Source organism: Bacteroides sp. RTP21281st1_H5_RTP21281_210402, assembly GCF_040918965.1.
In the GTDB taxonomy this organism is placed as follows: Bacteria; Bacteroidota; Bacteroidia; order Bacteroidales; family Bacteroidaceae; genus Bacteroides; species Bacteroides congonensis.
In genome coordinates this window covers 101,525-115,971 of sequence record NZ_JBCOWR010000006.1, presented here as the reverse complement: position 1 = coordinate 115,971, position 14,447 = coordinate 101,525, and the positions used below count along the sequence as shown (strand labels likewise).

At 42.3% G+C, this 14,447-nt stretch carries 8 protein-coding genes; all 8 read left to right on the top strand.

Annotation, left to right across the window (positions count from 1 at the left end; genetic code table 11):
- Positions 1 to 11 precede the first annotated feature (11 nt).
- The 8 genes from AB5443_RS11005 to AB5443_RS10970 all read left to right on the top strand — a co-directional run bounded on the left by AB5443_RS11005 (position 12) and on the right by AB5443_RS10970 (position 14,386).
- Positions 12 to 2,015 carry a hypothetical protein gene (locus AB5443_RS11005; RefSeq protein WP_368113423.1) on the top strand — a complete coding sequence of 668 codons (2,004 nt, stop codon included), beginning with the start codon at positions 12 to 14 and terminating at the stop codon, positions 2,013 to 2,015.
- Positions 2,016 to 2,079: 64 nt separating this feature from the next.
- Complete coding sequence (locus tag AB5443_RS11000; protein WP_368113424.1) at positions 2,080 to 4,092, top strand: glycoside hydrolase family 65 protein; 2,013 nt, start codon at positions 2,080 to 2,082, stop codon at positions 4,090 to 4,092.
- Between the two features lie 282 nt (positions 4,093 to 4,374).
- Complete coding sequence (locus tag AB5443_RS10995) at positions 4,375 to 6,405, top strand: hypothetical protein (protein ID WP_368113425.1); 2,031 nt, start codon at positions 4,375 to 4,377, stop codon at positions 6,403 to 6,405.
- A 165-nt stretch (positions 6,406 to 6,570) separates the two neighbouring features.
- Entirely contained in the window at positions 6,571 to 9,672 is a 3,102-nt protein-coding gene (locus AB5443_RS10990) for a TonB-dependent receptor (RefSeq protein ID WP_195406153.1), read from the top strand.
- A gap of 16 nt (positions 9,673 to 9,688) precedes the next feature.
- A complete protein-coding gene (locus AB5443_RS10985) occupies positions 9,689 to 11,581 on the top strand; it encodes a RagB/SusD family nutrient uptake outer membrane protein (RefSeq protein ID WP_368113426.1) in 1,893 nt (630 codons plus the stop codon).
- Between the two features lie 19 nt (positions 11,582 to 11,600).
- Positions 11,601 to 12,761, top strand: coding sequence for a SusE domain-containing protein (locus AB5443_RS10980; protein WP_368113427.1), 1,161 nt, complete (start codon positions 11,601 to 11,603; stop codon positions 12,759 to 12,761).
- Positions 12,762 to 12,786: 25 nt separating this feature from the next.
- Entirely contained in the window at positions 12,787 to 13,290 is a 504-nt protein-coding gene (locus tag AB5443_RS10975) for a hypothetical protein (RefSeq protein ID WP_195406150.1), read from the top strand.
- A gap of 34 nt (positions 13,291 to 13,324) precedes the next feature.
- Positions 13,325 to 14,386 (top strand): family 43 glycosylhydrolase, encoded by a 1,062-nt coding sequence (locus tag AB5443_RS10970; RefSeq protein WP_195406149.1) that lies wholly within the window; start codon positions 13,325 to 13,327, stop codon positions 14,384 to 14,386.
- Positions 14,387 to 14,447: the final 61 nt, after the last annotated feature.

The window sequence follows — 14,447 nt, the reverse complement described above, 5'->3', positions numbered from 1 at the left end:
ATATAATGATTATGCAAAAGGCAATATGGATTGCAATGCTGGCTGCTTTGTCCGGCATGAATTTTTTAAATGCTAGTGAAACTGCAAGATGGACTATTGTTTCACCCGATAGTATCTGTTGGAGAGTGAACGGCGCTCATCATGATCATATTGAAATGAGCGGACTGAAAGTATCAACAGTATTGCGTTATGGTGTGAATGAAGCAGGCGAATGGGTGATTGACCGGAATATGGTCTTACCGACTTTTCGCACTATCCCTAATGATACCCATGGTAGTTTGCAGCATCGTTTCAATGGTGACCGGGCATATCTGTGTCTTGTAAATGGACAGCCATTACTGGGAGAGAAGGTAGAAACTATATCTTTGAGTGGGGTGATGACTGTAAAGAGTATATATGCCGATAAAGGTATTGCACTGACACGTACGCTTTTTCCTTCTACCTCGTATCCGGTTTTCTGTGAAAAGTACGAACTGCAGAATGTAACGGATCGTTCCTTGACAGTGGAATTTCCTTCGAATACCCTTTCTTATCGTACTAATGGAGCAAGGGGAGTAGAAGGTAGCTATACATTAACTGCCACTCTTTCGTCTCCGGTAAAAGAAGGCACTTTCCAATTGAAGGCAGGTGAGAAGGCTTGTTTTCAGGTTATTTATGCAGGATACAAAAAGCACGACCGGGAGCTGGCACTGGATGTTGACAAAGAACTTATGGCACGCCGGGAATTCTTGCGGCAAGTACAGAGTAATCTGGTGCTCGAGACTCCGAGTGATGTAATCAATACTATGTTCTCGTTTGCCAAGATACGCAGTTCGGAAAGTATATTTGATACAAAGGGCGGATATATGCAAAGCCCTGGTGGGGAAGCTTATTATGCAGCTATTTGGGCGAACGACCAGGCAGAATACATCAATCCGTTTTTTCCTTATTTGGGCTATCAGGCGGGAAACCGTTCGGCAATGGATTCATTCAGTTTGTTTATGCGCTACATGAATGACGAGTATGAACCTTTGCCCTCATCTATAATTGCAGAAGGGATAGATTGTTTTGGTGTGGCAGGTGATCGTGGAGATGTGGCAATGGTTGGTTATGGTGCGGCGCGTTATGCTCTGGCGTCCGGTAACAGCCACCAGGCGGAAAAGTTGTGGCCGCTGATTGAATGGTGTCTGGAATACTGCAACCGGAAGCTGAACCCTGAAGGGGTAGTGGAATCGGACTCTGACGAACTGGAGAATCGTTTTCCTGCCGGGAAAGCCAATCTGTGTACTTCTTCACTGTATTATGATGCTTTGATTTCGGCTGCTTATTTGGGAAAAGCACTGAAAAAAGATCGTGAACAGATAAAATCCTATCAAGATAAAGCTACTGAACTTTATAAAAATATGGATAGATATTTTGCCCGTAATGTGGAAGGATATGAAACGTATCGTTATTACGATGGCAATGCGGTGCTTCGCTCATGGATTTGTATTCCACTGACTATGGGGATTTATAATCGGGCAGAGGGCACTGTGGCTGCCCTGTTTTCAGATAAGTTATGGATGGAGAATGGTTTACTTACTCAATCGGGGACTTCTACGTATTGGGATCGTTCTACCCTCTATGCTTTTCGGGGAGCTTACGCTTGTGGTGCCCGGGAGATAGCTACTGAATATCTGGAGAAATATTCTGCAACCCGCTTGCTGGGTGACCATGTCCCTTATGCTGTAGAGGCATGGCCGGAAGGAAACCAGCGGCATTTGTCGACAGAAAGTGCTTTATACTGTCGCATTATGACGGAAGGTTTGTTTGGTATACGCCCTATTGCGCTGAATGCTTTCAAACTGACACCACAACTTCCGGAAGGTTGGAATACAATGTCTTTGAAACGCATTTGTGCATTTGGCACAACATTTGATATCGAAGTGAAACGTAATAAGGGTAACACGTTACTGGTTCTAATAAAAAAGGATGATAAGATTATAGAAAAATACAAGGTTGGGAATGGGAAGCCAATCGAAGTGCGTATTAAATGAACAGAACAAGCAATGCGGACTATTTTTGTGGTAAATGTCGTTAACTAATTAAATATGCTATTATATGAAGAATCTATTTATCGTATTTTTTTGTCTGGTATCAGCTCTGACTATAAAGGTAAACGGACAAGAAAGTTTGTGGAAAATACAGGCTACTGACTATCATGGAACTTATTATGGCGCAGCAGTTGCTAACGGTGGTATCGGTATCTTGCCGTGGAAAGAACCATTCTCTGTTCGTCATGTCATGCTGAATCACGTATTCGATGCTGCCGCTCCTCAAGACGTGAGTCGTGTATTGCGGGGAATCAACCCGTTCAACTTGCAAATGCAGATTAATGGACAGGCAGTGAATGGTGACAATCTCTCCGGATGGGGGCAGTGCATAGATATGAAAGCTGCCACACATAATACCCATTTCACTTATGATGGAAAAGCTGACATCTCTTATAGTATTTGTGCCTTGCGGAATATGCCTTATGCGGGACTGGTTCGTGTAGAGGTGGCTGCATTGGAAGATATGTATTTATCAGTGGCAAATCCCATTGAAGTGCCTGATGAATATAAGAACCCCGGTTCGAAACAGGTGAGTGTGAATGTCGATGGCAATGAACTGAAAATAATACGTACCTGGGCTTTATCCAAACACCGCGAACAGAAGGTGTCAGCTTCTTCCGCTTTTATATATGATAAAAATCCGAATGTGTTGCAACAAAATGAGGGAACCAACCGAATCTCCATTCCATTAAAAAAGGGAGAAAAATTTTCTTTCGCCTTATTAGGCTCTGTCTGTACCGGACGTGATTTTATAGACCCGTATAATGAATCGGATCGTGAAGTGATTTATGGTGCGAAAGAAGGTTTGAACCGTCTGATGAACGGGCACCGGAAACTTTGGAATGAGCTGTGGGAAGGGGATATTATGATTGAGGGAGATGACGAGACACAGCGTGCCGTACGCTTTGCCCTTTACAATCTTTATTCTAATGCCCGTAAGGGAAGCCGATTGAGTATCTCCCCTTTCGGGCTTTCTGCTCAGGGATACAATGGGCATATTTTTTGGGATACCGAGTTCTGGATGTATCCGCCTATGCTTTTTATGAATCAGGGCATTGCAAGGACAATGATGGATTACCGTACTGACAGACTGGAAGCCGCTTGTCAGAGAGCATTGAGCTATGGGTATGACGGAGCCATGTTTCCTTGGGAAAGTGATGATGCGGGAGAAGAATCATGTCCGACTTGGGCATTGACCGGAGCTTTTGAACATCATATCACTGCTGATATTGCTATCGCGGCCTGGAATTATTATTGCATGAGTGGTGATAAACGGTGGTTGCGTGAAGAAGGTTTCCCCTTGATGGAGAAAGCTGCAGAATTTTGGGTAAGTCGTGTAGAAAAGAATGAGGATGGTTCTTATTCGATTCGCAATGTGGTGTGTGCCGATGAATATGCTGAAGGGGTGGATGACAATGCATTTACCAATGGTGCCGCTATGCGTGCCTTGCAAGATGCTGCTAAAGCCGCCGCGGTATGCGGTGTGAAGGCACCTGCAATTTGGAAAGAGATAGCCTCGAAGTTGCGGATCCCGAAATTCGGGAATGGGGTAACTATGGAGTATGAAGGCTATAATGGGCAGGTTATCAAGCAGGCGGACGCTAACTTATTGGTATATCCGCTGAATCTGATTACCCGTCCGGAAGAAATCCGTAAGGATTTGGAATATTATGAAGATAAAATAGATAAGACCGGACCGGCAATGTCTTTCTCCGTGTTGGCTTTGCAATATGCACGTCTTGGTGAAGGAGATAAAGCTTATGACTTGTTTGTGCAAAGTTTCCGTCCTAACCAGTTATCCCCGTTCGGCGTTATTTCCGAAGGTGCAGGAGGAACGAATCCTTATTTTGTAACTGGTGCGGGAGGACTTTTACAAACTGTCATTAATGGCTTTTGTGGTTTGGAAATTACTGATAATGGCATCAAACAGCTTTTCTCAAAACTGCCGAAGCATTGGAAGAAGTTGACAATAACGGGAGTGGGACCGGATAGAAAGACTTATATCAGGACACAGAAATAACATTATTAAGTCTTAGTGTAATGAGTATATATGTCTAGCGCTGTGGGCATATATATTCATTGCGATAGCCATATATATCTATTGAAGTATACATATATACACACTGTACGAAATATTATTCATTGATTTCTACTTTCATTTAGCTCGATTGAGACTAAACTTTCATTTATTGACCTGTTTTTAATACCTGAAATAAGTGTAAACCCCTATTTTTGCTGCAGTAATAACTTTAGTATTCACACAGAACCAGTATCCTTTACTGATTCATATAATTGGGTTTGCATGAATTTTAAATGTTTGTTTTGCGGAGCGCTTATTGCACTGTATGTCGGAGTTGCTGAAGCTGTCAACTATGTTCCGGAAAATATTTCAGCGTCCATATCGTTGAAAGTACCGGGAAATGTAGCTGAAAGATATTCACTGAACTTGCAGCAATTAAAGAATGATCGTTCATCCTATTTGTTGGAAGCTTCTGAAAGCATTCCGGTTACAATCACTCAAAGGGTGGCAGATGTAAATGGAAAGTTACGGGTAAATGTTTGTATAACAGCATTAGAAGATATTTATTTTAATTATAGCCAACAGTTATCAACAGGCTACCGTCATGATGATTGTCAATTTTATATGCCGGGTTTTTGGTATCGTCGGAATCTCCGTTCTCCTAAGGATGCACCTTCGTTCCATTCTTCAGATAGTTGGTTGGTGCGTGAAGACAGGCTAAGCGCACCGCTTACAGGTGTTTATTCGGAAAAAGAAAAACACTTTGTGACTGTGAGCCGTATCGATAAGTTTGTAGAAGAAGCCTTGAGCACTCATCGGGAAGGAGAAATTATCCTTTCAGGTAAAACATCTCTAGGATTTACCGGATTTGAAAATCGAGACGGAATAACTGCGCTTTCTTTTGGCTTTCCTTATCGTGAAGCTCCCAGAAGTTATATTCGTAAGCTGACATTGGCGCCTGCGGTAGAAGCTTTTCAGTTTCTGAGAAGGGGGGAAACTGTTCTGCTAACGTGGGAGATTCAGGAGAATAAGGCTGATGATTATTCTGATTTCATACGTCATGCATGGGAATATAGTTATGACACTTATGAGCCTAAACCAGTGGATACTCCTTATTCCATAACCGATATGAAGCAAGTTCTTAGTGGATTCTTTATAAGTAGTTTCGTAGAAGGACATCCGTTGGTTTATAATTCGGGAATACATTTAATGACGGAAAATTGCCGGAGTAACGGGCAGGCGGAAGTAGGCTTTATTGGTCGTGTGCTCCTTAATGCATTCAATGCTTGGGAATATGGTTGGCAATCTGATAGGGAGGATTTGAAAGCAAATAGTATGAAAGTGTTTGATAGCTACTTGGAGAACGGCTTTACTCCGGTCGGTTTCTTCAAAGAATCGGTAGATTTTGATAAAGGCTATGAAGATCCTGTGCATAGTATACGCCGTCAGTCCGAAGGAATCTATGCTATGTTGCACTTTCTTGCTTATGAAAAAGAGAACGGGCGTCGTCATCCCGAATGGGAGCAGAAGATGAAAAACATGCTGGATATACTTTTGCAGTTGCAGCAGGCTGACGGTAGTTTCCCCCGTAAGTTTCGTGATGATTTTACGATAGTCGACAATAGTGGAGGGAGTACTCCTTCGGCTACTTTGCCACTGGTGATGGGATACAAGTATTTCAAAGACAAGCGATATCTCGGCAGTGCTAAGCAGACAGCTGATTATCTGGAGAAAGTGTTGATATCTAAGGCTGATTATTTTTCTTCCACACTTGATGCCAACTGCGAAGATAAGGAAGCGTCCCTGTATGCGGCTACGGCTACCTATTATCTTTCATTGATAACCAAAGGAGAGGAGCATCGCCATTATGCAGACCTGACGAAGAAAGCTTCTTATTTTGCCTTGTCATGGTATTATGTATGGGATGTACCTTTTGCACAAGGACAAATGTTGGGAGATATTGGTCTGAAAACCCGCGGTTGGGGCAATGTGTCGGTGGAAAACAACCATATTGATGTATTTGTGTTTGAGTTTGCTTCTGTATTGCGATGGCTGTCAAAGGAATATGCAGAACCCCGCTTCTCACAATTTGCAGAAGTCATTTCTACTTCTATGCGTCAACTTCTGCCTCATGAGGGACACTTATGCGGAGTGGCTAAGTCTGGTTACTATCCGGAAGTTGTTCAGCACACAAATTGGGATTATGGAAAAAACGGGAAAGGATATTATAATGATATCTTTGCACCGGGTTGGACGGTAGCTTCTTTGTGGGAGTTGTTCACACCGGGACGTGCGGAGTATTTCTTGAAATGACATAAATAGGTCAGAATATATATCTATTATATTTTAATTTGATTTTGAACAATTTTTTTTAATTATTGGTCTATCTGTTTTATTACATTTTGCATTGGTTACCTACTTTTGCTCTCACTCGGTTAGAGATAAAGTATTTATTATGAGATTTTTAAATTTAATATTATGGATTTGAAGAAAGCATTGTTTGTTTGCTTGTTGTTGTACTATGGGACAAGTGCCAACTCCGCTTTACCTGTACATTCTATGGCTGGTAAGACGAATCTGTCGGAGCAGGCGAAAGGTATTCGTATTAGTGGTACGATAACCGATAAAGACAAGAATCCTCTTCCTGGTGTGAATATACGCGTTATGGAAGAAGGAGGCACTGGAGTGATAACGGATATGGACGGACATTTCTATATGGATGTTCCCGGAAAGAATTCCGTAATAGAGATTTCGTATATCGGATTCAGGACTCAGCAAATAAAAGTTGGGAGCAAGATTAACTTTGATGTGATTCTTGAGGAAGATATTGAAGCGCTGGACGAAGTGGTAGTTACCGGATATGGTAGCCAGAAAAAAATGTCGGTTATCGGTTCTATCGAGACATTGCAGCCCAAAAAGTTACAAGTGGGTTCCTCACGTTCTGTTACTAATAACCTGGCGGGACAAATTGCCGGTGTGATAGCTGTTCAGCGTTCTGGTGAACCTGGGTACGATTCTTCTAATTTCTGGATTCGTGGTATTGCCTCTTTCTCTGGCGGGCAGTCGCCACTGGTATTGGTTGATGGAATCGAACGTGATCTAAATCATATCGACCCGGCGGAAATAGAATCATTCTCTGTATTGAAAGATGCTTCGGCAAGTGCTATGTATGGTGTACGTGGTGCGAATGGCGTGATCGTTATCAATACAAAACGTGGTAAGATAGGTGCTCCTTCAGTGAATCTCCGGGTGGAACATTCTATTGCAGAACCTACAAAACTTCCTGAGTTTATCGGTGCGGCCGATCATATGGCATTGTTGAATGAACTTACGGAAGACAGGACACGTTTGCCATTCAGCCAGGAGCAGATTGATAGGACTCGTTATGGATATGACCGGGATTTGTATCCGGATGTAAATTGGCTGGATCAAATAACGAAAGATTACGCTTATTCTACTCGTGCTAATTTAACGGTGTCGGGTGGATCTGATTTTCTCCGGTACTCATTGGTCGGTTCTTATTTCGGTGAGAAAGGAATTATGGAAACGGACAAGACATTGCCTTATGACACCGGAATGAAGTTGACCCGTTATAACATGCGTGCCAATGTCGATTTGGATGTTACCAAGACGACAGTACTGCGTTTGAATGTCGGTGGTTTCTTGCAGACGCACCGTAAGCAGGCTTTTAGTACGGACGATGCTTTCGACAGGGCATTTATAACTTCTCCTTTTGTACACCCTGCTCGTTATTCTGACGGAACAATTCCTATCATGAACATCAATGGAGTCAATCCTTGGGCTGCCGTGACACAAAGTGGATATGATGTGGTTACGGCTTCACAGATTCAATCTTTGTTTGCTGTCGAGCAGAACCTGAAAATGATAACTCCGGGATTGAAAGCGAAAGTGTCATTCTCATTCGATCGCTGGAATCAGAGTTCGATAACCAGAGGTAAGAATGCGACTTACTATACTATTGCTACCGGTCGTGATATAGAGGGTAACTTGATTCATTCGGTATTGAAATACGGTGATGACTCTTTGGGACATGGCAATAAAGGTGAATATGGAAATTCGAGGGTTTACTTTGAAGGAACACTGACTTATACACGTACTTTCGGAAAACATGATGTAGATGCATTGTTCCTATATAATCAGCAAAGTTTTGACAACGGTAGTGTACAGCCTTATAGAAAGCAAGGTATTGCGGGGCGTCTTTCTTATACATTCGATAGCCGCTATGTGACGGAGTTTAACTTTGGTTATAACGGTTCGGAGAACTTTGCCAAAGGAAAGCGTTTCGGATTTTTCCCTTCTCTTGCGGTTGGCTGGCTTATATCCGAAGAACCTTTTATGGACAAGTTCAGAAACACCTTGAGCAAATTGAAGTTAAGAGGCTCGATAGGAAAAGTTGGTAATGATGATATTGGCGGACGACGTTTTGCCTATATGACAACATTGAAGACAGATGCAGACACATATCACTGGGGTGATACAGGGCAGATTGAACGTAAAGGTATTTCTGAAGGAGAAGTAGGAGTGGAAAACCTTACGTGGGAGACTGCGTTGAAAATGAATCTCGGAGTGGAACTGGGCTTATGGAATGAACTGGAGTTACAAGTGGACGTATTTAAAGAAAAGCGTACTAATATTTTCATGCAACGTAAGATTATTCCGTCACAAACCGGATTCCTGACAAATCCATGGGCGAACTTTGGTGAAGTGACCAATCGTGGTGTGGAATTTTCTTTGAATTATAATAAACAAATCAATAAAGACTGGTTTGTAGGCTTCCGTTCTAATTTTACTTATGCTATCAACCGCGTGGATGAGTATGATGAACCCGAATCCGTAAAGGGTACATATAAAGGATTAACAGGACGTTCGTTGAATACTTTGTGGGGATTGCAAGCGGAAAGGCTGTTTACGGCAGATGACTTTGATGCGGATGGCAATTTGAAATTCGGTATACCGACGCAAGATGTAGGAGCTTCCAAAGTTCGTCCGGGTGATATTAAATATGTGGATATGAATGGTGATGGTTTCATTACTGACGCAGACGAAGGTTATATTGGCGGAACAGTAGACCCGCGTATCGTTTACGGATTCGGTGGTAATGTAAATTACAAGAATTGGGACTTGAATTTCTTCTTTCAGGGGACAGGCGACACTTATCGTGTAATCGGTAATACTACATACTTTATTCCAGGTAGCGGACAAACGTTGCAAGGAAATGTTTATTCCAACTATAATGACCGATGGACGGAAGAAAATCCTTCTCAGGATGTATTCTGGCCTAGATTGTCGGAACAACCTAACCGGCAAAACTACCGGACTTCTACCTGGTGGAAAAAGAACATGCGTTTTATGCGTCTGAAAACTCTGGAGTTGGGATATACTTTGCCAAAGTCTTTTACAGAAAAGATACATTCCAAGTCGATTCGTTTTTATGTAAGCGGGAATAACTTGTTCTGTTTATCTCCATTCAAACTATGGGATCCGGAACTGAATACCGACACTGGTTTACGTTATCCGGCTATGCGTTCCGTTATGTTTGGAGTTGACCTGAATTTCTAACTTTAAAAAGACAATCATGAAATTAAGAAAATATATAGTTGCCGGATTGATAGGCATCGTATCGTTGGGTTCCTGCACGTATCTTGACAAAGAACCGGATACGGAGATTGATATAGACATGGTCTTTGAAAATAAGACAAAGGTAGAATCCTGGTTGGCGAATGTATACAGCCGTATCCCCAATCCGGGAAATGATTGGCTGAATACATACGGATGGGAAGTATTTGCAGATGACCTGACTGCTTCCGCACGTTGGCAGCAGTGGGACTGGCCTAATATCACTAAGATTCTCGGTGGATGGACGCCTAATACGCAATGGGCGGGTAATTTTTGGGATGGCCTTCCACGGAAGATACGTCAGGCTTACATCTTTATTGAGCGTGTACATGCCTTGCCTGAAGCAGACTTGCCGCAGAAGGAAGTGGATTATATGAAAGCGGAAGCGCGCTTCCTTGCAGCCTACTATTGGTGGCAATTACTGGAGACTTACGGGCCTATTCCTTTCAGACCCAATTACATTGCTCCTACTGACTTTACTCTTTCGGATTTGATGGTGGGGCAAAGACCGTTTGATGAAATTGTCAACCATTTGGATAATGAAATGCTGGAAGCGGCAAAACAACTGCCGCCTGTATGGCAAAGTGTAGAGAAGTACGGTCGTATTACCTCTGTCATGTGTCTGACTATTCGTGCAAAGATGTTATTATTTGCTGCCAGTCCGTTGGTGAATGGTAATGAGTGGTACATCGGGCACAAGAATAAGGAAGGAGAAGAACTGTTTAATTCTACTTACAGTCAAGAAAAATGGGTAAAGGCTGCCGAGGCATGTAAACTGTTACTTGATGAGGCAGAACAGGCTGGGTACCGTTTGTATGTGGAATATAATGCAGAAGGAGAGATTGACCCTTTCACTTCGCTTGAGAATGTTTGGTTCACCAAGTTCCAGGACGGAAACAAAGAGATATTATTCCCTTATACGAAACAGGATGCTTATCAAAGTTATCAGTTTTATACCAATAAAGCGGTGACTAAAGAGTACGGTGGTGGAAATGGTTTGGGAGTATATCAAGGACTGGTAGATGCTTTCTTTATGAAGAATGGGCTTCCGATCACAAATAACAACGCAAAATATGTGGAAGAAGGTTTTTCTGCAGAAAAAGAGACAAGAGTTACTGAGTGGACAGGTGGAACAGGACAAAAGGGAGAAGTGACTGCCGAAGGGACTTATAATATGTATTGCAACCGTGAACCGCGTTTCTATACAACAGTAAGTTATAATGGTTCTTGGTATGCCTTAGCCGGACGTAAATATGAGTTCTTTAAGAACCAAAAAGATAATGACTATACGCACGATGCTCCCCAAAATGGTTATTTGGTTCGTAAAAAAGTATATCCTCAAGATAATCCGAAGAATGGCAGTTACAAATGGCGCCAAATGTTCCTGTATCGTTTATCAGCTTCTTTCCTTGATTATGCAGAGGCAATCAATGAGGCTTATGATAACAAAGCTTCTCGTGAAGATGCATTGAAATATGTGAATAAAGTGCGTGAACGTGCAGGCGTGCGGCAATATACATTGAATACAGTTGCGTTGGACGACCCCAAATACATCCATGTGGATGACAATCAGTTGGCGGTACGCGAGGTAGTCCGTATGGAACGACGTGTTGAACTTTGTTGCGAAGGTTCACGCTGGTCAGACATCCGTCGTTGGAGAATTGTGGAGAGTCTTCCTGAGATGTGTGGAGATGATTATGGTATGAATTATGGTGGAACGAACAGTAATGAGTTTTATAAGAGAACTGTCTTCCAAACGCGTGTATGGAAAAGGGCGATGTATTGGATGCCGGTATATTTCGAGGAGATAAATAAGAATCCTAACCTTGTTCAGGCTCCCTTCTGGAATTAATTAAATGAAAAGCATGATTATGAATAAGATAATGAAATTAATATGCTTGCTCTTTCTGGTGTCGATAGTAGCGAGCTGTAATAAAGATCCGGAGTATTATACACTGGAAACACCTGCAGACCAAATGCTATTAAAGACTTCTTCTGCTGACCTTACTTTGGAGAAAGAGAAGGAGAACGAGACTGCGGTTACTTTTACGTGGAACGCTGCAGCACAGCGTGGTGGTGCTGACGCCAGTATTGCTTACTTCTTTAGAATGTATATGGCGGACTTACACTCCAATGTCACTAGCTTATATGAAATTGAAGCTGGAGAACGCTCTATTAGCTTTACGCATAATGAACTGAATGATATTTTGGCTTCTTGGAGCATACTTCCCGGAGATAAAGTTACTATTGAGGCAGAGGTAATCGTTCAAGTGAATTCGTCTGCTCAGTATTTGAAACCGGAATTGTCGAAAATACAATTGAATGTGGTCGGGTATGATAAGAATGCTACTGCGATTTATATGGTAATGGTGGATGATGCCGGAGAAAGAACGGTTCGGAGAATGACGGAAAAAGTTGTCGGTTCGGGAATCTATCAGTCACAGGCAGAATTGAAACCATGCAAGTACTTCTTTGCGCTTAGTGCGGAATCGGATTATCCATGTTACATGAAAGGCGAAAATGGAGATAACTCTTTGCAATATGTAGCAGAAGCTGGTGATTATGAGATGCTGGAGAATACCAAGAGCGGTGCATATACGGTAATAACCGATTTGAATATGTTGGATGTGAGTATAATTCAATTGTTCTCTTTACCGCAAAATGGCATTTGGATTGTGGGTAGTGCGTGTGATGCAAAATGGAATCTTGATGATGCCCGTAGTAAGTGCGCACTTGAGAATAAGGATCCTCGCCGTCCGAATCTTTGGACATATACTGGTAACTTCTACTCTAAGGATGGAGATAATCCATCTGAGTTTAAACTCACTTTGGATTTTAATTGGGATGCCGGTAAGGGGCTTTGGTTCTTTGCTCCTTATGCAGCGGCTAATCCGGCGGTAGAACATGAACTCGGTGAGATGAGAGTCCAAAATGATGGTGGTGACTTGAAATGGACCGTAGCATCGGACGGTAAATATACCTTGACAGTAGACCTTGACCAAATGAAGATATATCTGGATCCTGCCGAGTAATCTTCACAATGAGTTAATTAAAAATATGGAAATCATGAAAAAGCTGTTTATAATAATCTGTTTGCTTGCCAATATAGTTGTGTTGGGAGCCTGCGGTGACGTAGAAAGTGCGGGTGAACCGCAACCGCGTGTACCGAGAGTGGAAGTGGAATCTGAAAATTACTATGTACAGATTGTGCAGGAGAATATCGATGGAGTTGCCTTCGTCTACCGTTGGCTAGATATGGATACGGCATCGAAATATGTCATAACTTTGGAATATGAAGGGACAACCGAAACGTTGGAAATAGAGGATAAGAGCATATTGACTTATGACGGAGTGCGTGAGTTGCTTTTTACCAACCGGCAGATAATGGAATACATGAGAACTTTTGGACTGGATGGAAAAGAAGCTCAGTTGAGCATTACATTGGAAGCGTTCCAGGCAGATGGTACGCCAATCACTTCCGAAACAGCTAAGGCATCAAAGACCTCTAAGATCAATATTATATTAGGTCCCGGTGTGGAGCTAAATCCGGATTTGGAATAGAATAGTAACAATTAACAAGAAAAACTCAAAACTTATGTATATGCAAAATATAATCGCGCTTGGAATGATTTCCCTATTCACTTGGGGGTGCGGTAATAGCGACAAGCAGAAAGGTGAAACGGTACAAACACCGTTGGTAGACAAAGTGTGGTATTCAAATCCGGTTATAGACTCCGACAATCCGGATCCAACGGTGATAAAGGCGGAAGACGGATACTTCTATCTGTACGCTACCGGAGGTAATACCTGGATACATAAGTCCAAGGACTTGGTACATTGGACTTATGTAAGTGGTGCTTATGAGGATGATAAAAAACCGTCATGGGAGCCGGATGCTGGTATCTGGGCACCAGATATTAATTATATCAATGGTAAATATGTAATGTATTACTCTTTGTCCAAATGGGGCGGTGGAGAAACCTGTGGTATTGGAGTTTCCGTTTCGGATAGACCGGAAGGACCATTTACTGATCAAGGTAAGTTATTCCGGAGCAATGAAATTGGCGTGCACAACAGTATCGACCCTTTCTATATCGAGGATAATGGCAAGAAGTATCTTTTCTGGGGAAGCTGGTATGGTATTTGGGGAGTTGAGTTGAGCGAGGATGGTCTTTCGCTAAAAGGTGGAATAGAGAATGCGAAAGCAACAAAAATCCAAGTTGCTGCCAACACTGGAAACACGAATGCTTACGAAGGCTCCTATATATTGAAAAGAGACGATTATTATTATCTGTTCTGTTCTACCGGTACCTGCTGTGAAGGTGCGAATAGTACCTATCAGACAGTTGTATGCCGTTCTACAAATCTTTTCGGTCCTTATGTAAATAAGGCAGGCGAAAAAATGAACGATAACAAACATGAGGTGTTGATACATAAGAATGATGCATTCCTGGGCACAGGGCACAATGCTGAAATAGTGCAAGATGATGAAGGTAAAGATTGGATAATCTATCATGCTTATCGGACTGCTGATCCGTCTTTGGGTCGTGTGGTCTTACTTGATAGAGTTTATTGGGATGACAATGGCTGGCCTTATCTCGTAGGGGATGGCCCGGTTGTAAAGGCGGAAGCGCCGGTTTTCAAGAATAGTAAGTAATTGGTATGGGATAGTTGTAGTTATATAGCTACAACTATCCTGATTTTATTCTCGAGTTTTT